This window comes from Skermanella sp., from assembly GCF_059503625.1.
Map to the genome: position 1 here is coordinate 1 of NZ_JCACHA010000561.1, position 20,487 is coordinate 20,487.

Genomic DNA, 20,487 nt, shown 5'->3' on the forward strand with positions numbered 1-20,487 from the left:
TGCCGCTCGGCCATGCTCCGCCCCTTCTGCCCGCCGCCATCATGCGGCCGCCCGTGCCGCGTCCGCGCTCGCCCGGCTCGACCATGACGGCGGAGATGCCCCGGCACCGGACGGCGCGCCCGCCGAAATACTGCTTCATGTCGAGCAGGCCCAGCCCGGCCACGGCGGACCCGTTCCGCCGCATCACCCGGAAGTTCTCAGGCCCGACCGTCTCGACATAGTGGCGCGTCCCGGCCGCGGTGGAGGCGAAGGCGTGCCGGAACAGCAGCAGGAAGCGGTCCATGTCGGATGGGCCGTATGAGGTATAGGCGGGTTGGTCGGACATGACCGACGGTTTACTCCACGGCGGCCCGGGCGGGCAAGACCGTGCAAGGCCGAGGCGCGCCGGTCAGCCCGCCTCGCGGGCGCTGAAGGCGGCCAGGAAGCGGTCGCGGAAGGCTTCCATCGGCATAGTGGCGGGGCCTGTCCTGGGCACCATGCCGGGGATGAAGCCCCAGTCCTCGAACGGGGCGAGCAGTTCGGGGTCGCGGCTGACGATGTGGACGGGCACGGAGCGGGACGCGCCCTCCCCGGTGATCAGCGGGGCCGGCTGGTGGTCGCCCAGGATGACGATCAGGGAGTCGTCGGTGACGTAGCGCGTCAGGTATCCCTGCAAGGCCTTCAGCGTGTAGTCGACGGAATCGACGTATTTCCGCGTGATGTCGCTCCACATCGGCTGATAGCGGGAGGAGGCGGTGGCTGGGGGAAGGGGGGCTGTCTTGTAGACTTCGCCGTCGCCTAGGCTTTCCCAGTCGTCGAGCAGCGGCGGCAGCGGCTCCCACGGGCCATGGCTGCTGATCAGCGCGTATTCGATGAAGAGCGGCCGGTCGCGCCGGCGTTTCTCCTGACGGTGGATGAAGTCCAGCGTGTACTGGTCCGGGATCGCGGCCCAGCCGAAATGGGGGCCTGCATAGCCCATGTCCTCGGTCCGCCAGATCCTGTCGAAGCCCCAGAACTCGCCTTCCGGCCAGGGGCGGCTGAGGGCGGGCATCACGGCCAGGGTGCGGTAGCCGGCGCGGCCGAAATAGCGGGCCAGCGACTGCCGGCCGCTGGTCAGCATCAGGTTGTAGAGTCCCTGGTCGCCCAGCCGGGCGCCGCTCATGAAGGTGCCGTGGGCCAGCCAGGACTGGCCGCCCTGGATCGGCGATTCCATCAGGCCGGAGCGCACGCCGAAGCCGTGTTCGGCCAGGGCCGACTGAAACCCCTTGAGGGTCGGCTCGACCACGGCGCGGTACTGGGGATTGGTCAGGACGGTCTCGCCGTAGGATTCGAAGAACATGACGTACACGTCGCGCCGCCCCAGATGGGCCAGCAGGGCATCGTCCGGCGTCCCGGCGAAGGGGTCCTGCCGGAACCGGCCGAGATTGTCCGCCCGCAGCGCCGAGGCCTGCATCGCCTCCCTCGCCTGGGCGGCGAGAAGCGCCGCGGCGCCCTGGTCCAGCGGCGCGAAGGCGCGGGCGCCGCCGAGGCTGAGCATCGCCATCGCCGCCGCCGTCCCGGCGAAAATCCGCCGGTGGAGCCGCTTTTCCAGGAAACGGGACGCCGCGGCGACCGCTCCCAGGTTCAGCGCGAACAGGACGGCCAGCGCCACCGGCACCGCGACGAGGGCCAGCGCCAGTTCCAGCCGGGAGGCGGACCCCGTCAGGACTTCCAGGATGGCCGGAAGCAGCATCAGGTCGAGCGACAGGTTGACCGGCCGTCCGATCAGCGTGTTGCTGGCGAGATCGGCCAGGCGGAACGCCGCGACGGTCATGACGAGCGCGGTCAGGGGGATCGTGACGTGCCGGCCGGCCCGGACCCCGAATGCCGCCGCCAGCGCCAGCAAACCGAACAGGATGGCGATCTCGGCGGAAGGCCGCAGGTGATCCGGTCCCAGCAGGTTCCCGGCCCAATTGGGCAGGCCGGTCACAAGCCCAAGCCAGATCCAGGCGAGCAGGAACACGGCAATCGATCTGATCGTTCCTGACACGCGGCGCCACCTGCGGCTTCGGGAAAATGCTTCAGAGAAATCGGCATGAAGACTAGCTTGGCGCCGGCTTTAGTCAAATCCGCGCGAAAGGCGGATCGGCGGACGATCCGGAGGACGATGGACTTTCATACGATCACACCGGTTGGGGAAATGGCGCTGCGGCTGGCGCTTGCCTGCGCCTTCGGAATGGTGCTGGGCCTGGACCGAGAGGTCCGGGGCAAGTCGGCCGGATTGCGGACCCATATGCTGGTGGCGCTCAGTTCGGCGGCCACGACCCTGGTGACGCTGGAGATCTTCGAGACCCTGAAGGCGGCCGGTCACACCGACATGGACCCGTTGCGGATCGTGCAGGGACTGGCGCAGGCGATCGGCTTCATCTGCGCCGGGGTCATCATCCAGTCGCGGGGCGATGTCCACGGCCTGACCACGGCCGTCAACATCTGGCTGTGCAGCGCCATCGGCGTCGCCGCCGGCGCCGGGCTGCACACGCTGGCCCTGCTAGCCACGGCGTTCGCCATCGTGGTGCTGACGGGAATGCATTTCGTCGAGAAATGGCTGTTCCGGGGCAACCGCCCGTGAAATCAGAGGGGCCGGACGTCCGGTCGGGTGGCCGTTCTTGATAAGGATCAATGCGGCGGTTCATGGGGTTTGCGAGCTTCCGGCGATACCGGAGAAATCGATGCTCATCAAAATCCTGTTCGCCGCGCTCGTCAAATTGGCGATCGTCGTTGCCGCCATCTACTGGTTCTGGCCGACGCCCAAGCCGGTGACGCCGCCTCAGCGCGTCGATTCCGGGATCGTCCTGCCGCTGTCCGGCTGAGGGCAGTCCGGCTGAGGGCGGTCCGGCTGAGGGCGGTCCGCCGGCCCATGGCAAATCGCTGGCTCTCTCGCCATATTGTTCGGGCGGGATGGCCGGAGGGGCATGGCGGCGTGATATCATCGTGAGTTCAGGAAGAGCGCCGCCGGGGTTTCTGCCCCGCGTGACCCTTGCGATCGTCGGCCTCTGCACGCTTGTCTTTGCGGTCCAGGCGCTTCTGGGCGAATCGGCGCGGTGGGACATGCTGCTGGGGTTTTCGATGATCCCGGCTGTCGTCACGGGCGACCGCGTCCTGCCGAACGCGATTCCGACCTTGGGCACCGCGTTCAGCCTGCTGTCGGCCATGTTCCTCCATGCGGATTTCTGGCATCTGGCCGGCAACATGATGCTGCTCTGGCTGCTGGGCGACGGGGTCGAGGGAGCGATGGGCCACCTGCGGTTCATCGTGTTCTACCTGCTGTGCGGCCTCGCCGGAGCCGGAGCGCAGATCCTGTCCGATCCCGGATCGCTGGACCCTGTCGTGGGAGCCAGCGGCGCGATTTCCGGCGTGCTCGCCGCCGCCCTCGTGCTTCATCCGAGAACAAGGCTGAGCCTGCCGCTGGGGCGGCGGCGCATCGTGCTGCCGGTATCGCTGTACGCGGCGGTCGCGGGCTGGGTCGGCGTGCAACTGGCCGACGCAATGTCCGGCGATGCGGAAGAAACCGTGGCTTGGCTGTCGCATCTCGGTGGTTTCGTATCCGGAACGATCCTGGCGCTGCCGTTCGCGCGGCCTGGGGAAGGGGCCCCGCCGACATCCCCGTCTTGACATACATCATGGCCGTGCGCGCCGGTGTGCTTCAACATCGCCGGTGGACTCAAGGGGGCTTGCCCCGGTTTCCGCCGGGAATGGGGTCGAGGACGGGCATGGACCAGCACACGGTACTGACGCTGATCGAAACGGGTCTGCAACAATGCAGCCTGGACGTGGCGCGCGACGGCGGGCTGTTCGGCAGCCTGTTCATGGCGGGGCTGGTGGGAGGCTGGTCGCACTGCGCCGGCATGTGCGGTCCCTTCGTGCTGGCCCAGGTCGCGACGCGGCTGGAAGGCGTTCCCGTCAGCCGCATGACGGAACTTCACCGGCTGGCCGGCGCTGTGGTCCTGCCGTATCATTTCGGGCGCGCAACGACCTATGCCGCGATCGGCGGCATGGGCGCTCTGCTGGCCGGCGGCGCCGCCAGCCTGCCCGGCCTGCGCTGGATCTCGGTGGCGCTGCTGGTGTTTGCGGCGCTGTTCTTCCTGAGCTACGCGGTCGGCGGGCTGATGCGCCACCTGCCGCAGACGCAAGCCCCCGGCTTCGCCGCGCGGGCGCAACGGCGCTGGGCCGAGCGGGTCAGCGGCTTAGCCAAGCCGCTGTTCGGCAGCCCGACCGGCTGGCGCGGCTATGCGCTGGGGCTGGCGCTGGGCTTCATCCCGTGCGGCTTGCTCTATGGCGCGGTCGCGGTGGCGTCGGCCAGCGGCAACCCGGTTTCCGGAGCGCTGGGAATGGCCGCTTTCGCCGCCGGAACGATCCCGAGCCTGCTGACGGTCGGCCTTGCCGGCCACGCCGCCGGCCGCAGCTTTCGCGGCGTGATGTCCAGGGTGGCTCCGCTCGTCATGGCGGTGAACGCCGGCGTGCTGGGCTATATGGCGTGGCGTCTGGTCGGTTGACGGCCTGGACGGACTTGCTACCTGCCTGACGGCGTTTCGCCGCACCTGCCGCACTCCTTCGCGCCCGACCCATACCGAAGGCATAGCCACTCGCGGGTTTGTGACAAGACCGCTGCGTGCCTGTTCGGGTACCCGCATGGTTGCCTTGCGGCGATGCGGCATTAAGACCCGGCGGAAAACGAACTTTTTTGTTGCGCCTCGGCGTTGCGTGACGCAATTTTCTGCCCCCGCCCTGTACGATGTGTGTGAGCAGGGTAACAATAGTTCTAAAGTTCACTATTTACGACTATGAAACAATTGCTACATCAAGCTGTTCGTACAGGTAAGCGGCGATAAGTCGCAGGACCGTGACGCAGTCAACTGTCGGTCGGCTGAATGTCGTGGCGTCAATTCAAACGGTGTATGTGAGGGGAATCTTGCTCTACCAGCTTTACGATCTCCAACACGCTGCTTGGTACCCTCTGCGCCTGATGGCGGAAGCTACCCAGACTGCGTTTCAGAACCCGTTTCTTCCTGCTTCGTACACCCGCGTAGGGCGCACCATCGCCGCTGGCGCCGAACTGGTCGAGCGTACGACACGGCGCTTCGCGAAGCCGGAATTCGGGTTGCCCACGACCAAGGTCGACGGCGTGGAGGTGGCGGTCCGGGAAGTGCCCGTGCTCCGCAAGCCGTTCTGCGACCTGATCCATTTCGAGCGGGCGACCGACAAGGTGCATCCGCCGGTGCTTCTGGTGGCGCCGATGTCCGGGCACCACGCCACGCTGCTGCGCGGCACGGTCCAGGCGCTGCTGCCCGAACATGACGTCTACCTCACGGACTGGCTCGACGCCCGCAAGATCCCGCTGGCGCGCGGCAAGTTCGACCTGGACGACTACATCAGCTACCTGATCGAGTTCATGGGGCATCTTGGGCCGCATACCCACGTAATCGCGGTCTGCCAGCCGACGGTCCCGGTGTTGGCCGCCATTTCGCTGATGGCCCAGAACAACGATCCCAACCAGCCCGCCAGCATGATCCTGATGGGTGGCCCGATCGACACGGCGGCGGCGCCGACCGTCGTGACGCAGCTGGCCGTGGACAAGCCGCTGAGCTGGTTCGAGCGCAACGTCATCCAGACGGTGCCGGCATACCATCCCGGCGGCATGCGGCAGGTCTATCCCGGCTTCATCCAGCTCACCGGCTTCATGTCGATGAACCTCGACCGCCACGTCGGCGAGCACATGAAGATGTTCCAGCATCTGGTCAAGGGCGACGGCGACAGCGCCGAGCAGCACCGGAAATTCTATGACGAGTATCTCTCGGTCATGGACCTGCCGGCGGAGTTCTATCTGCAAACCGTCTCCACCGTGTTCCAGCGCCGGGCGCTGCCGACCGGCACGATGGAATGGCAGGGCCAGAAGGTCGATCCCTCGGCCATCCGGCACACCGCCATGCTGACGGTCGAAGGCGAGCTGGACGACATCTCCGCTCCCGGTCAGACGCGGGCGGCGCACCAGATCGTCTCCGGCCTGTCGGCCGAAAAGCGCGGCGACCACTTCCAGAAGGGCGTCGGGCACTACGGCATCTTCAACGGCCGCCGGTGGCGCGAACAGATCCTGCCGCGCGTGCGCGACTTCATCCTGACCCACGACACGTCCGGCCGCTTCCAGGCGCCGGTGGCGCCGTCGGTCGCGGCGGAGTAGACGCGGAGCCGGACTGTAAGACTCGGCTTGGAGGTTTCGGGCGGGGCGCCGCTCTCCTTCCGGGGTCGCGGCGCCCGACGCGTTTTTGGGTTTGACGGAATGCCTTATCGCTTCGCGACAGGTTTTGACGGGAGCGAAATCCCGCGTGCCAAGTTAAGTCGCTGACGTGGGGCATCTGGTACAGCATGCCGCAGCATGCAGGTTTCACTTATCGCGACGTAGACCGCTGCACTATTCTCTCAAGTGTCCGGTGGAGTGGATAATCCACCCCACCGAGACAACTGGAGGAGGGAGTCCATGCTAAGATGGACATTCCGGCTCCGCTGGAAGGGACAGACGATCGAGATTGAAATCGAGATCGGCCTGAACCTCTGACGGAGTCAGGGGGAGGTGTTCAGAGCATCTCCCCCACTCCTTCAATCTAGCTAAATTCGATCGGCCTGTGAAGCCCTCTGATCGCATGCAGCGCGGTAGTCGGTGCCGGTAATCTTTATGAAAGTTGGGTGGGCGTCAGCTTGCCCGGCCGCTCACAGCCTCCGCCCGCTTTCGCGGTCGAACAGGTGGACTTCGCCGGGAGTGATCGCGAAGTGGAGGGTGTCGCCGGTCTTCACTTGGGCGCTGCCGGGCAGGCGGGCCAGCAGGGGATCGCCGCTGGAGGCTAGGCGGGCGTGGACCACAGTGTCGGCGCCAAGGGCCTCGACCAGTTCGACCTGGACGGCGATGTCGCCGATGCCCTGGCCGGTCTCGTGCGTCAGGTGCTCGGGGCGGATGCCCAGCGTGACGTCGCGGCCGGCGCTGCCAGTGCCATTGCCGCCAGTGCCGTTGGAGAGCGGGACCTTGTGGCCGCCCTGCAGTTCGACGCCTTCGGCGGTCAGGACGGCGGGGAGGAAGTTCATGGCGGGGGAGCCGATGAAGCCGGCGACGAAGGTGCTGGCGGGGCGGTGGTAGACCTCCATCGGGGTGCCGATCTGCTCGGCGATGCCGCCGTTCATCACCATCATGCGGTCGGCCAGCGTCATCGCCTCGACCTGATCGTGGGTGACGTAGAGGCTGGTGATGCCGAGGCGGTCCTGGAGCCGGTGGATCTCCACCCGCATCTGGGTCCGGAGCTTGGCGTCCAGGTTGGACAGCGGCTCGTCGAACAGGAAGACCGCCGGTTCGCGCACGATGGCGCGGCCCATGGCGACGCGCTGGCGCTGGCCGCCGGAAAGCTGGCGCGGCCGGCGTTTCAGGAAGGGGCGGAGTTCCAGGATATCGGCGGCCTTGTGGACCTTGCTTTCGATCTCCGACTTGGAATCGCCGCGTATCTTCAGGCCGTAGGCCATGTTGTCGTAGACGGTCATGTGGGGGTAGAGCGCGTAGTTCTGGAACACCATGGCGATGTCCCGGTCCTTCGGCTCCAGATCGTTGACGACGCGGCCGCCGATGGAAACCTCGCCGCCGCTGATGGTTTCCAGCCCGGCGACCATGCGCAGCAGGGTGGACTTGCCGCAGCCCGACGGCCCGAGCATGACCAGGAACTCGCCGTCGCCGACGGCGCAGTCGATCCCCTTGATCGCTTCGAACCCGCCCGGATAGGTCTTCCGAACGCCGCGGATACCGACTTCAGCCATGTACTTCACTTCTCCGTTTCGACCAGGCCCTTGACGAACCAGCGCTGCATGAAGACCACGACGGCAATCGGCGGCAGCATGGCAAGGATCGTGATCGCCATGATCAGGTTCCATTGCGTGTCCGCATCGACGAACGAGATCATCTTCCGCAAGCCGATGATGATCGTGTTCATGTTGTTGTCGTTGGTGATCAGCAGCGGCCACAGGTACTGGGTCCAGCCGTAGATGAACAGGATGACGAACAGCGCCGCGATGTTCGTGTAGGACAGCGGCAGCAGGATATCGCGGAAGAACCGCATCGGGCCGGCGCCGTCGATCCGCGCCGCTTCCACCAGTTCGTCCGGGATCGTCAGGAAGAACTGGCGGAACAGGAACGTCGCCGTGGCCGATGCCATCAGCGGCAGCGTCAGCCCGGTATAGGTGTCGATCAATCCTAGATCGACGATGACCTGATATGTCGGCAGGATGCGGACCTCGACCGGCAGCATCAGCGTGATAAAGATCATCCAGAAGAACAGCATGCGGCCGGGAAAGCTGAAGAACACGATCGCGAAGGCGGACAGGATCGAGATCACGATCTTTCCGCACGCAATCGCGAGCGCCACGACCAGCGTGTTCAGCAGCAGGCGGTCGACGCCGACGCCGCCGATGGTCGCGACCCCGGCGAAGGCGCCGCCGTAGTTCTCGACGAAGTGGCCGCCCGGCACCAGCGGCATGGGCGGGGCCATGATCTGCTGCGTCGTCAGGGTGGAGGCGACGAAGGTGTAGTAGATCGGGAAGGCGACGATGACGATGCCGACGATCAGGATGAAATGGGCGAGCAAGGCGCCCAGCGGTCTGCGCTCGATCATGCGTAGTGGACCCGGCGCTCGACATATTTGAATTGGATGACCGTCAGCGCGATGACGATGACCATCAGGATGACGGACTGGGCGGAGGATGCGCCCAGGTTCAGGTTCACGAAGCCGTCGTTGTAGACCTTGTAGACCAGCGTCTCGGTCGATTTGCCGGGGCCGCCGCCGGTGACGGCATGGATGATGCCGAAGGTGTCGAAGAAGGCGTAGACGGTGTTGACCACCAGCAGGAAGAAGGTCGTCGGCGACAGCAGCGGAAAGACGATGGTCCAGAACCGGCGCGCCGGGCCGGCGCCGTCGATGGCCGCCGCTTCGATCAGCGATTTCGGGATCGCCTGGAGGCCCGCCAGGAAGAACAGGAAGTTGTAGCTGATCTGCTTCCAGGCGGCGGCCCCCACGACCATCGCCATCGCCTGATCGCCCTTCAGCAGCGGGTTCCAGTCGATCCCTAAGTCGCGCAGCATCACCGCCAGCGTCCCCATCGCCGGGCTGAACAGGAACAGCCAGAGCATGCCAGCGATAGCAGGCGCCACGGCGTAGGGCCAGATCAGCAGCGTGCGGTAGATGCCCTTGCCGGCGACCACTCGGTCGGCCATCACGGCGAGCACGAGGGCGGCGACCAGCGCCACGACCGCGACCGACAGGCTGAAGACGACGGTGACCTGGAGCGAGTTGATGTAGGCGGGATCGGACAGGACCATTTCGAAGTTGTCCAGCCCGACGAAGCGGCTGCTGAACCCGAACGGATCGTCGCGGTAGAGGGACTGGCGGACGGCCTGGAAGGCGGGCCAGAAGAAGAAGACCAGGGTGATGGCGATCTGCGGCGCCAGGAGCAGGTAGGGCAGGAGTTTATTGGGAAAGACGACGCGACGGTTCATGAAGGTCCCGTGGGGGGAGGGGGAGCTGTTGTGCGGAGTGATGGAAAGGAGATACCAAGATCAAGTCTTGGTATGACGTAATCACCGTTGTAGCCATGCTAAAAAGCTGCAAACCGTCATACCAAGACTTGATCTTGGTATCTCCCAGCCGCAACTGAACGGCATGCTGGAGAGGAGCGTTGCTCCCCTCCGATGGCCGGTTATTGATACGCCTTCGCCGCTTCCTTGATCGCCGCGTTGGACCGGCGGACCGCGTTGTCGAGAGCCGTCTTGGCGTCCTGCTGGCCGTTCAGCAGGGCCTCGATCTCCTCGTTCTGGATGTCGCGGACCTGGGGAAGATTGACGGTGCGGACGCCCTTGGAGTTCTCGGTCGGCTCCTTGCCCATCATCTGCTTGATCGGGATCTCGCGGCCGGGGTTCTTCTCGTAGAAGCCGTCCTTCTTCGACTGCTCATAGGCGGCCATGGTGGCCGGCAGGTAGCCCGACACCTGATGCAGGCGGGCCTGGACGTCGGTCTTGGACAGGAAGCTGAAGAACTGGGCGACGCCCTTGTAGTCGGCCGCCGGCTTGCCGGCGAAGACCCAGAGCGACGCGCCGCCGGGGATCGTGTTCTGCGGTGCGCCGGCGGCTTCCGGGTAGTAGGGCAGGGAGCCGATGCCGAAATCCATGCCGGCCTTGACCATGTCGCCGATGCCGCCGGACGATTCCGGCATCATGGCGCATTCGCTGTTGAGGAATTTGGCCTTGGCTTCCGACGTACGGCCGCCGTACTGGAAGGTGCCGTCCTTCTGGAGTTCGGCCAGCGTCTGGAAGTGCCGGATGTTGAGCGGACCGTTGATCTTCAGTTCGGGCGTCAGGCTGTTGAGGCCGTTCTGATCGGTGGCGTAGGGCAGATTGTTCCAGGCGCTGAAGTTCTCCAGGTGGATCCAGGTCAGCCACGTGCTGGTCATGCCGCAGGACTGGCCGGACGCCTTGATCTTCTTGGCGAACTCGAAGGTCTCGGGCCAGGTCTTCGGCGGGGTCTCAGGGTCGAGCCCGGCTTTCCGGAAGCTGGCCTTGTTGTAGTACAGCACAGGCGAGGAGCTGTTGAACGGGAACGACAGCATCGTGCCGTCGGCGGCGCTGTAATACGAGACGATGCCGGAGAGATAGTCCGACTTGTTGAAGCTCTGGCCGCCTTCCTTCATCACGTCGGCGATCGGCTTGATGGCGCTCTTCGCTCCCATCATGACGCCGGTGCCGACGTCGAAGACCTGGATGATGTGGGGCGGCTGGCGGGCGCGGAAGGCGGCGATGCCGGCGTTCAGGGTTTCCGGGTAGGTTCCCTTGTAGACGGGGACGACCTTGTAGTCGCTCTGGGTGGCGTTGAATTCCTTCGCGAGGTTCTCGACCGTCTCGTTGTTGGCGCCGGCCATCGCGTGCCACCACTGGATCTCGGTCTGGGCCTGGGCCGGAACCGCCGTGGCGCCCGCCATGGCGACTAGGGCGAACGCCGATGCGGCGAGCGTCGCGTGAATGCGGTGCATTTGTCTCGTCTCCCTGATTTGCGGATCGGGGTCATGGTTAGCGACCCGCAATGACTCCGCCGTGACAGCAGCGTTAAGCTTCGATGACCATCCGCCGGTTGGTGCGTACTCTAAGCTTTTTTAACGGGTTACGCCACATCGCTTCTCACGCGCCGGACCGCGCGGCGCCAGCCTTCGTAGAGACGGGTACGGTCCGCCGGGGCCATGGCCGGCTCGAACAGCCGTTCGCGGTGCCAAGCCGCCGCGACGCTGTCGAGGGAGGCGTACACCCCGGTATGGAGGCCGGCGAGGTAGGCTGCTCCCAGCGCGGTGGTTTCGGTAACGATCGGCCGCTCGACCGGCAATTCCAGGATGTCGGCGAGGAACTGCATCAGCCAGTCGTTCCTGACCATGCCGCCGTCGACCCGGAGCGCGCTGGGCCGGGTGCCGCCGTCGGCGGCCATGCATTCCATCAGGTCGCGGGTCTGGTAGCAGACCGCCTCCAGCGCCGCGCGGACGATGTGGCTGACGCCGGTGTCGCGCGTCAGCCCGAGCAGAGCGCCGCGCGCGTCCGGGTCCCAATGCGGGGCGCCGAGGCCGGTGAAGGCCGGCACCATGTAGACGCCCTGGGTGTCGGGCAGGTCGTTGGCGTGGCGTTCCGACGCCGCAGCATCGGCGATGACGCGAAGGCCGTCGCGCAGCCATTGGACGGCGGCGCCGGCGACGAAGATCGAGCCTTCGACCGCGTAGGTCGGCTTGCCGTTCAGGCGGTAGGCTGTCGTGGTCAGCAGCCGGTTGGCCGAGCTTACCGGCTTGTCGCCAAGGTTGAGCAGGGCGAAACAGCCGGTGCCGTAGGTGCTCTTGATCATGCCGGGTTCGAAGCAGGCCTGCCCGACGGTGGCGGCCTGCTGGTCGCCGGCCATGCCGGTGATCGGCAGGGGGGCTCCCAGGAACTCCGGCTCGGAAGTGCCGAAAAGCGTGCTGTTGTCCTTCACCTCCGGCAGGAGCGCCCGGGGGATGTCGAACAGGCGCAGCAGGTCGTCGTCCCAGTCCTGTCTGTGGATGTCGAACAGCAGCGTCCGCGACGCGTTGCTGGCGTCGGTCGCATGGACCTTGCCGCCGGTCAGGCGGAACAGCAGGAAGCTGTCGATCGTGCCGAAGCACAGCTCGCCCCGCTCGGCGCGCTGGCGGGCGCCGGGCAGGTGGTCGAGCAGCCAGCCCAGCTTGGTCGCGGAGAAGTAGGGATCGATCAGCAGGCCGGTGCGCTCCGCCACCAGCGGTTCGGCGCCGTCGCCATGGAGACGGCGGCAGACGTCAGCCGTGCGCCGGTCCTGCCAGACGATGGCGTTGTGCAGCGGCTCTCCCGTGCGGCGGTCCCACAGGGCGGTGGTCTCGCGCTGGTTGGTGATGCCGATGGCGGAGATGGCGGAGGCGGTCAGGCCGGCTTCCTCGAGGGCGGCGCGGCAGACGACGGTGGTGTCGCGCCAGATGTCTTCCAGGTCGTGCTCGACCCAGCCGTCATGGGGATAGAACTGCCGCAGCTCCCGCTGGGCAGTCGCGACCGGCAGTCCGTCGCGGTCGAACACGATCGCCCTGGTCGATGTCGTCCCCTGGTCGATCGCCAGCACATGGACCGGAGTCGCCGCCATGATTCCCTCCCCCTTCGCATTTTTTCGTCTTGGCCGAAGCTTGTTGCCGCCGACTCTGGCGGAGTTGGCCGCAGGGTGTCAACCGGCCGCGGAGCGGATGTTTCGTAACGGGACAGGAAGACGGATGGACACGGATTTCCCACGGATAAACACGGATAACGCTGGTAGCTTACAAGATTGAAGTGACCCGCGAGCATGACTGTTCCGTGTCCATCCGTGGGAAATCCGTGTCCATCCGTGTTCCTTTCCAGTTCTCAAGGCAGGGCATCCGAACTCGCGGAGGATGTCCTTGTAGGCATTTTCGGTCGAAGCCGGTGTCGCAAGAGCCAAAATGAATAAATGCAAAAAGTGAAAAATACGGCGCAACTTTGATCACCCCTTTCCGGTTGAATATCGTTAGGGTGGAAAAACAATCCGGAATTACAGCGTTTTCCTGGCGCCACGACGGGAGCCGTCGGCAGCCATTTTCCGCAACCCTTTCCTTTCGTGCGGAGAACCGCCTGCGCTACACTCCCGCCCTTACGCCGTAACCGAGGCCACGATGGCAGACGAAAAAGTATCGGATCCCGAACTGGAGGGTCTGATCCAGCACCTTCAGCAGACCCGCAAGCTCGATTTCCGGGGGTATAAGCGGACCAGCCTGCGGCGGCGCATCCGGCAGCGGATGGAGGAGGTCGGCTGTCCGGACTTCGCGACCTACCGTGCCTATGTGGACGCCAATGCGCAGGAATTCTCCGACCTGCTCGATACGGTGCTGATCAACGTCACGTCCTTCTTCCGCGACACCGACCCATGGACCGTGCTGAGCCGGGATATCATCCCGCAGATCATCGAGCGCAAGAAGGAAGGCCAGCCGATCCGGATCTGGAGCGTCGGCTGCGCCTCGGGGCAGGAGCCCTATTCGGCCGCGATGCTGTTCGCCGAAGCGATGGGGGTCGAGTGGTTCTGCAACAACGTCAAGGTCTATGCCAACGACCTCGACGAGGCGGCGTTGCGCGCGGCGCGGAACGCCGCGTATACGGCGCGCGAAGTCGAAGGCGTCCCGCCCGACCTGCTCGCCAAATATTTCGAGCATGTCAACGGCCACTATGTCTTCCACCGCGATTTGCGGAAATGCGTCATCTTCGGCCGTCACAACATCGTCAGCGACGCGCCGATTTCCCGGATCGACCTGCTGATTTGCCGCAACCTCCTGATCTACCTGGACTCACCGACCCAGAACACCGTGCTGCCCAGGCTCCATTACGCGCTCAACCCCGGCGGCATCCTGTTCCTTGGCAAGGCCGAGACCCAGCTTGCCCGGTCCAAGCAGTTCGAACAGGTCGATCTCAAGAGCCGGCTGTTCCGCAAGGTTCCGCTGGAATGGCAGCGCAGCCGGGGCGGCACGCTGAGCGCCTCGCCCAGCACCACCACGAACTACAAGAACAGCCAGATGCGCCTGCTGGAGGCCATCGTGGACGGCAGTGCCACCGCCTACATCGCGGTGGGGCTGGATGGTCAGGTGATGCTCGCCAACGCCATGGCGCGGCGGCTTCTGGAAGTGGGGGCGGCGGATATCGGCAAGCCGTTCCAGGACCTGCCGGTCTCATACCGTCCGGCCGAACTGCGCAGCCGGATCGAGGAGGTCCAGGCAATCAACCGGCCACTCCGACTGGAGAACCAGAACTACCACCGCCCGCCGGCCGAACCGGTCTGGCTGACCATCGACATCACGCCGATCCATGGCGACGACGGCAAGCTGATGGCGACATTGCTGGGTTTCAACGACACCACGCGCGCCCATCATCTTCAGATGGAGCTGGAAACGACGCAGGAAACGCTGGAGACGACGGTCGAGGAGCTTCAGTCGGCGAACGAGGAACTGGAGACGACCAACGAGGAGCTTCAATCGACCAACGAGGAGCTGGAGACCACCAACGAGGAGCTTCAGTCGACCAACGAGGAACTGGAGACGACCAACGAGGAACTCCGCTCGACCAACGAGCAGCTCGAATCCATGAACGACGAGATGCGGCGCCAGTCGGACGAGGCGGCCGAGTACCGCTCCTATGCCGAGGCAGTGCTGCGCAGCATGGATACCGGCGTCATCGTGCTCGATCACGAGATGAAGGTGCGGTCGTGGAACCGCTGGAGCGAGAACACCTGGGGGCTGCGGAGCGAGGAGGTGATTGGCGAACGGCTTGCCAGCGTCGATATCGGGCTTCCGGTGCTCAAGCTGACCGCCGATATCCAGCGCGTGCTCAACGGCGAGAACCGGCAGACCTTCGTCGAGTTCAAGGCACTCGACCGGCGCGGAAGGATGCTGGATTTCCGGGTGCTCCTGCTGCCGCTGCTGTACAGCCCGCAGGACGCCCGCGGCACCGTGCTGATCATCGAGGACCTGACCGACCTGCGCCGCTCGGAGGCCTTCAGCGCCTATCTCGGCCGCATCGTCGCCGGCCTGATGAACGAGGTCTACTTCCTGGACGCCGATACGCTCCGCTTCAGGGAAGTCAACGAGGGCGCTCAGCGGAAGCTGGGCAGGACTGTAGACCGCATCCGGGAAACCACGCTGATGGACGTCATGCCGCTGGTGCCGGAAGAGGACCTGCGGGCCTTCCTGGCGCCGCTGATGGATGGAAAGAAGCAGGAACTGGTATTCGAGACGGTCCTTGGCGCCGATGTGGACGGCTCCTACCCGGCCGAGATCTGCATGCAGTACCTGAAGCATGAGAACCCGCCGATCATCGTCGCGATCGTCCATGACACGACCGAGAGGAGCCAGCTTGGCAAGGTCGTCCAGAACATGCCGGAAGAACGCGGAGACGAGGCGCGCAGCGCGGACTGACACCCGGGAGCCGGAAAGATCGACCGGGGCTGGAGCGTTAGATGCCGGAACTTACCGGTCAAGCTTCAATGCCGTTGGCGTCAATCCGGCAGGGACGCTTCGCCGCTGGACGGTGTGTGCTTCGTCAGGATGGCCCGCAGCAGATCGACATGGCCCTGCGCCTCGCTGATGGCTTCCGACCATTTGGCGGCCGTATGGAGCTTGCCCTGCGCTTCGGCGCTCTCCTTCATCCTGGTGAACAGCTTGATGCGCTCGTTGTGGGTGCGGAGCGCCATCCACAGGGCCTGCTCGAACGCCTCGCCCTGGGCTTCGACCAGGGTGGCGGGGCTGTAGGCGTGTCCGACATGGCAGCGGAACCGCAGCAGCGGACCGTCCTGGACCTCCATCAGGGAGCCGCCGCAGTCCGGGCAGGTCAGCATGGACGGCTTTCCCGAGACGGAGTTGCCGCTGTTTTCCTCGATCATCGCTATCATCTCCTGCTCGGCGATATCCGCTTCCAGTTCGATTTCTTCGGGAATGGGAACCGCCGGTCCCGCCCGTTGCCGGCTCAGCCGCGCGACCAGAGATGACATTTCGTCCACGGGCAGGCAGAAGTCGACGGCGACCTTCTGCATCGCGTGGCGCGGCATGTCCGGCCATGCCGCGTCGTTCGGGTCCTGGACGATGGCGACGCCGCCGCAGCGCTTGACCGCCAGCAACCCGGCGGTTCCGTCGTCGAGCGTGCCGGTCAGCACCATTCCGACGACGCGGGACCCGTAGGATACCGCCGCCGAACGGAACAGCGGATCGGCCGCCGGGCGTGTCCTGTTCTCCTTGGGGCCGCGGCGGATCAGCATATGGCCACGCTTGACCAGCATGTGGCGATCCGGCGGAGCCACGTAGATATGGCCGGCGCGGATCTCCTCTCCCTCCTGCGGGCTGCTTACCGGCAGCGCCGAGACGCGGTCGAGGATGGCCGGCAGCATGCTGCGGGACGCCGGGCTGATGTGCTGAACGATGAAGATGCTGGCGTTCAGGTCTCCGGGAAGGCCCTTGCACAGGGTCTGGAGCGCCGTCACGCCTCCGGCGGATGCGGCGACCACGAAGATATCCTGGCTTTTGGCGTGCTGCATGGCATCCAACTTTCCCGCCGGGCGGCGCTTTTGTTCAGGTCCCTGTCCTGGAATGAACACCGGGTGGACCGATTAGTCCCATAGCATCGCCGAAAGCGGCACCGGCGGGAACTTTAGCGCAGCCTCGACGGTTGCTATTGAAGCAGTGCCCTTAAAGCGCTCTGACCGCCGCCGTTTTGGGCTTGTGCTTCGCCTGTGCATTTGACTTCGTTCCGCCGCTGCGCCGGCCTTATCATAAGCGGCCAAGCACTATCGGCGGTGCGGTTTATGCACCGAAGCCGCAACAGCCGACCCGCGGCAAGACGGAGAGCAAATCGCTTTGTCAGAGATGTTCAAACTCGACCATCCAGTTTCATTGACCTGTCCGGACTGCGGCGGTCCCGCTCGGGAACCGGGGGGAGCCTCCCAGCAATCCCAGGCCTGCAATGCCGGCCATCGCCTCGATGCCGCCGACGTGGATCCGGGTCAAGTCGAGCAGATGCGGAACGCCCTCGTGGTCGCGCTTCGTACATTGATCGAACGTGCGGAACTGTGCCGCCGTATGGCCGAGACGTCAAGAGCCGGCGGACAAATTTACTCTGCCGAAAGATGGGAAAAATCATGGCGGGAAGCGGAAGACAGGGCTAACGTATTACGCAGATTTCTCGGGTATGGCCAAGCATCTTGATAATATTTGAACTTAATATTCAAGTGTATTAAGGTAATTTTCTGCTCCAGAGTTTCAAAAGTTACACTATGGAGTTTTGATTTTCATGCATGCTTCTCAACAGCAGCCAGAACGGTTGGAAGAACTTTATAGCCGGCTGGTCGCTAGCGAGCAGGAGTGCGAGCAGCTTCGCATGGCGCTTGAGGATTCCGAACAGTCGATCGGCAATCTGGCCGAGGAGAACGCTCAATTGCAGGAGCGCTCGACAAGCCTGTCCAGAGAGAACGCCCGTTTGCGCCAGCTTCTTGCGCTGAACGGCCCTAATCTCCTGAAAGAGGCTCTGACCGAAGGCCGGCCGCCGCAGCCGGCATCCGTCCTGGAAGAAGAGGTCTCGCTGCTCAATGAGGAATTGCAGGTAACCGCCGAGGAACTGGAAGCGTCGAATACCGCCCTCCGCGAGGCCAACACTCATCTCGAAGAACTGGTGGAGGAAAGGACGGCCAGCCTGACCAAGGCGCTGGCCGAGCGCGACGCCCTGATCCAGCGGAAGGACCTGCTGATCCGCGAGGTCGATCACCGCGTCAAGAACAGCCTTCAGATGGTCCTGAGCCTGCTGCGCATCCAAGCGGGCAAGCAGGCCGACATGAGGGCGCGTCAGGTCCTTCAGACGGCGGGCATGAGGATCCAGGCGATAGCCCAGGTCCACAGCCTGCTGTACGCCCGCAACAATGCCGAGGCCGTACGCTTCGACGAGTATCTGGAGGAGATCTGCACTTTCCTGGGGGCGACGCTGGGCGTCAGCGAACGCCGCCGTGCCCTGCTGGTGGAGGCCGAACCGGTCGAACTGCCGCCGGACTACGCCATCCCGCTGGCGCTGATCACGACGGAACTCATCACCAACGCGTTCCGCCACGCCTTCGGCGGCAAGCCCGGCAGCGTCTGGGTGCAGTTCCGGCGCAATCCGCAGGGTGCGCTGGAACTGACCGTCGCGGACGACGGACGCGGCCTTCCTCCCGGTTTCGACATCCATCAGGCCGAAGGCCTGGGTCTCCAGGTCGTCGCCGCCATGGTCGAGCAACTGGGGGCGACCTTCGACACCGGCCGTCAGGCCGGCGCGCGCTTCACGCTGACGCTGCCGAAATAACCAGCGCGGTTGGATCGGGAAAGGTCCGGCGGGGTTTGGCAAAACCGGCATCCGCCCCTATAACGTCTCCCATGTCGAAATTCAGTCCTTCCGCCATGACGCCGCTGGTGGCCGCCATCACCGCGCTCGGCGCGCTTACCATGTCCATGTATACCCCTTCCATGCCGGCCATAGCCCATGCGCTGGGGGCGGAACCCGGCATGGTCCAGGCGACGCTGAGCATCTATCTGATCGGCTTCGCGGTCGGTCAGCTGTTCTACGGTCCGCTGTCCGACCGCTTCGGACGACGCCCGGTGCTGATGCTGGGGCTTGTCGTCTTCATCGCCGGGACGGCGGCGTGCGGGCTGGCGCAAAGCATCGAGTCGCTGATCGCCGCCCGGCTGGTCCAGGCGCTGGGCGCCGCCGCCGGCGCCACGCTGGGCCGCGCCATGGTGCGCGACCTGTACGCCCGCGATCAGGCCGCCCGCGTGCTCTCGGTCATCGGCATGTCGCTCTCGGTGGCTCCGGCGGTCGGGCCGGTGATCGGCGGCTATCTTCAGATATTGTTCGACTGGCACGCCATCTTCGCCGCACTCGGCGCCGCCGGGCTGGCGCTGCTGCTGACGATCGCGTTCTTCATGCCGGAAACCAACCGCGCGCCCGATCCCAAGGCGCTGGTGCCCGGGCGGATCGTCTCCAGCTTCGCCGAACTGGTGCGCAACCCGGCCTATATCGGCTACATGGCGGTCGGCGCCGTCTCGCTCGGAGGACTGTTCACCTTCCACGCCGCGGCTCCCTTCGTCCTGATGGGGCTGGCCGGGCTGACGCCGGAGCAGTACGGCTGGTCGATGAGCATCACGGTCGCCGCATACCTGGCCGGCGGCGTGATCGCGAACCGGCTGGTCGGCCGGCTCGGGCTGGACCGCCTGATCTTCGCCAGCGCCTTCCTGCTGCTGGCCGGATCGTCGCTGATGCTGGCGCTCAGCCTTGTCCATATCGTCACGGTCGCCAGCGTATTGGGGCCGATGGCGCTGTGGACGATGGGAATCGGCATTTCGCTGCCCAATTCCATGGCGGGTGCGCTGAGCCCTTTTCCGCGCATCGCCGGATCGGCTTCCGCCCTGATGGGCTTCATGCAGATGGGCGTGGGAGCTGTCGGCAGCATCGCCGTGGCCCGGCTGCATGACGGGACGGTGACGCCGCCCGCCTCGGCGCTGCTCTGCTTCGCGCTGATCGGCTACGGGCTCTGGTGGCGTCTGGTCTGGTGCCGCCGCAAGCGGGTGGAGGCCGGCGAATGAACATGATCGGCAAACCGGCCGCCGCCCGGCCGCCGCGTCCGCTGGCGGTCGCCGGACTGCCGCACGACGCCCTGGAACTGCGCGAGAGCGCCCGGGCCAGCCGGCTGACGCTGCGGGTCGATCCCGGACGCGACGTTATTCAAGTCGTGGTGCCGGTCGGCGTCAGCGAGTCGGAGGCGGCGCGCTTCGTCACCCGCCATGCCGAGTGGATCAGGACGCGGCTGGACGCGATGCCGCCGCGCATGCCGTTCGCCGTCGGCGCCGTGGTGCCGGTGCTGGGGGTCGACCATGTGATCCGGCATGCCGCCGGCTTCCGGGGGGCGGCGCACCGTTCGTCCGGGGAGATCCGGGTCGGCGGCGAGCCGGAATTCGTCGCCCGCCGGGTGCGCGACTGCCTGATAAGTGAGTCCCGCGACGAACTGGCGCGGCGGGCGCGGATCAAGGCCGCCACCATCGGCAAGAAGGTCGCCGCCGTCACCGTGCGCGACACCCGAAGCCGCTGGGGAAGCTGCGCTTCGAGCGGCCGGCTGTCCTTTTCGTGGCGGCTGATCCTGACGCCGGAACCGGTGTTCGACTACGTCGTGGCCCACGAGGTCGCCCATCTGCGGGAAATGAACCACAGCGCCCGTTTCTGGGCGCTGGTCGCCACCCTGACGCCCGAGGTGGAAGCGCCCCGCGCCTGGCTCCGGGCCAACGGCGCCCGGCTGCTCCGGTTCGGATGAGCCGGTTCGGATGAGGTGGCATTCCGGCGGCGCTTGCCTGTAAACTCGGCGCGTCGAAGCGTACCCG

The 20,487-nt window shown here is 65.5% G+C and carries 17 protein-coding genes; 9 read left to right on the forward strand and 8 right to left on the reverse strand.

The window, feature by feature from the left end; genetic code table 11:
• A partial coding sequence (locus AC5JJ6_RS12360; RefSeq protein WP_496042324.1) for a GNAT family N-acetyltransferase occupies window positions 1-325 on the reverse strand: 325 nt, incomplete at its 3' end.
• A gap of 63 nt (window positions 326-388) precedes the next feature.
• On the reverse strand, window positions 389-2,008 hold the full coding sequence (locus tag AC5JJ6_RS12365) for a sulfatase-like hydrolase/transferase (RefSeq protein ID WP_496042325.1): 1,620 nt from the start codon (window positions 2,006-2,008) through the stop codon (window positions 389-391).
• 117 nt (window positions 2,009-2,125) lie between these two features.
• Between AC5JJ6_RS12365 and AC5JJ6_RS12370 the strand changes: the two genes are divergently transcribed.
• From AC5JJ6_RS12370 to AC5JJ6_RS12390, 5 genes are all read left to right on the forward strand, one after another.
• Window positions 2,126-2,587 carry an MgtC/SapB family protein gene (locus tag AC5JJ6_RS12370; protein WP_496042326.1) on the forward strand — a complete coding sequence of 154 codons (462 nt, stop codon included), beginning with the start codon at window positions 2,126-2,128 and terminating at the stop codon, window positions 2,585-2,587.
• Window positions 2,588-2,687: 100 nt separating this feature from the next.
• A complete protein-coding gene (locus AC5JJ6_RS12375) occupies window positions 2,688-2,828 on the forward strand; it encodes a hypothetical protein (RefSeq protein ID WP_496042327.1) in 141 nt (46 codons plus the stop codon).
• A 121-nt stretch (window positions 2,829-2,949) separates the two neighbouring features.
• The gene (locus AC5JJ6_RS12380; protein ID WP_496042328.1) at window positions 2,950-3,630 is read left to right on the forward strand and encodes a rhomboid family intramembrane serine protease; all 681 of its coding nucleotides are present in this window, start codon (window positions 2,950-2,952) and stop codon (window positions 3,628-3,630) included.
• 98 nt (window positions 3,631-3,728) lie between these two features.
• Complete coding sequence (locus AC5JJ6_RS12385) at window positions 3,729-4,511, forward strand: sulfite exporter TauE/SafE family protein (protein WP_496042329.1); 783 nt, start codon at window positions 3,729-3,731, stop codon at window positions 4,509-4,511.
• 416 nt (window positions 4,512-4,927) lie between these two features.
• Window positions 4,928-6,193 (forward strand): polyhydroxyalkanoate depolymerase, encoded by a 1,266-nt coding sequence (locus tag AC5JJ6_RS12390; RefSeq protein WP_496042330.1) that lies wholly within the window; start codon window positions 4,928-4,930, stop codon window positions 6,191-6,193.
• Window positions 6,194-6,720: 527 nt separating this feature from the next.
• Here the strand turns inward: AC5JJ6_RS12390 and AC5JJ6_RS12395 are convergent.
• From AC5JJ6_RS12395 to glpK, 5 genes are all read right to left on the reverse strand, one after another.
• On the reverse strand, window positions 6,721-7,806 hold the full coding sequence (locus AC5JJ6_RS12395) for a sn-glycerol-3-phosphate import ATP-binding protein UgpC (protein ID WP_496042331.1): 1,086 nt from the start codon (window positions 7,804-7,806) through the stop codon (window positions 6,721-6,723).
• 5 nt (window positions 7,807-7,811) lie between these two features.
• Window positions 7,812-8,657: a sn-glycerol-3-phosphate ABC transporter permease UgpE gene (gene ugpE, locus AC5JJ6_RS12400; protein WP_496042332.1), complete on the reverse strand. Its 846-nt coding sequence runs from the start codon at window positions 8,655-8,657 to the stop codon at window positions 7,812-7,814.
• Window positions 8,654-9,538, reverse strand: a complete 885-nt coding sequence (gene ugpA, locus AC5JJ6_RS12405) for a sn-glycerol-3-phosphate ABC transporter permease UgpA (protein ID WP_496042333.1) — start codon at window positions 9,536-9,538, stop codon at window positions 8,654-8,656. Before ugpA ends, ugpE begins: the two co-directional genes overlap by 4 nt.
• A gap of 200 nt (window positions 9,539-9,738) precedes the next feature.
• Entirely contained in the window at window positions 9,739-11,064 is a 1,326-nt protein-coding gene (gene ugpB / locus AC5JJ6_RS12410) for a sn-glycerol-3-phosphate ABC transporter substrate-binding protein UgpB (protein WP_496042334.1), read from the reverse strand.
• A 128-nt stretch (window positions 11,065-11,192) separates the two neighbouring features.
• Complete coding sequence (gene glpK, locus AC5JJ6_RS12415; protein WP_496042335.1) at window positions 11,193-12,692, reverse strand: glycerol kinase GlpK; 1,500 nt, start codon at window positions 12,690-12,692, stop codon at window positions 11,193-11,195.
• Between the two features lie 541 nt (window positions 12,693-13,233).
• Between glpK and AC5JJ6_RS12420 the strand changes: the two genes are divergently transcribed.
• Window positions 13,234-15,519, forward strand: a complete 2,286-nt coding sequence (locus AC5JJ6_RS12420) for a CheR family methyltransferase (RefSeq protein ID WP_496042336.1) — start codon at window positions 13,234-13,236, stop codon at window positions 15,517-15,519.
• Between the two features lie 80 nt (window positions 15,520-15,599).
• On the opposite strand, the gene AC5JJ6_RS12425 is transcribed toward AC5JJ6_RS12420, so the two are convergent.
• The gene (locus tag AC5JJ6_RS12425) at window positions 15,600-16,631 is read right to left on the reverse strand and encodes a chemotaxis protein CheB (RefSeq protein ID WP_496042337.1); all 1,032 of its coding nucleotides are present in this window, start codon (window positions 16,629-16,631) and stop codon (window positions 15,600-15,602) included.
• Between the two features lie 752 nt (window positions 16,632-17,383).
• Here AC5JJ6_RS12425 and AC5JJ6_RS12430 point away from each other — a divergent pair.
• From AC5JJ6_RS12430 to AC5JJ6_RS12440, 3 genes are all read left to right on the forward strand, one after another.
• On the forward strand, window positions 17,384-18,421 hold the full coding sequence (locus AC5JJ6_RS12430) for a sensor histidine kinase (RefSeq protein ID WP_496042338.1): 1,038 nt from the start codon (window positions 17,384-17,386) through the stop codon (window positions 18,419-18,421).
• 71 nt (window positions 18,422-18,492) lie between these two features.
• Window positions 18,493-19,698, forward strand: coding sequence for a multidrug effflux MFS transporter (locus tag AC5JJ6_RS12435; protein ID WP_496042339.1), 1,206 nt, complete (start codon window positions 18,493-18,495; stop codon window positions 19,696-19,698).
• On the forward strand, window positions 19,695-20,420 hold the full coding sequence (locus tag AC5JJ6_RS12440; RefSeq protein ID WP_496042340.1) for a M48 family metallopeptidase: 726 nt from the start codon (window positions 19,695-19,697) through the stop codon (window positions 20,418-20,420). Before AC5JJ6_RS12435 ends, AC5JJ6_RS12440 begins: the two co-directional genes overlap by 4 nt.
• The last annotated feature ends 67 nt before the right edge of the window (window positions 20,421-20,487 follow it).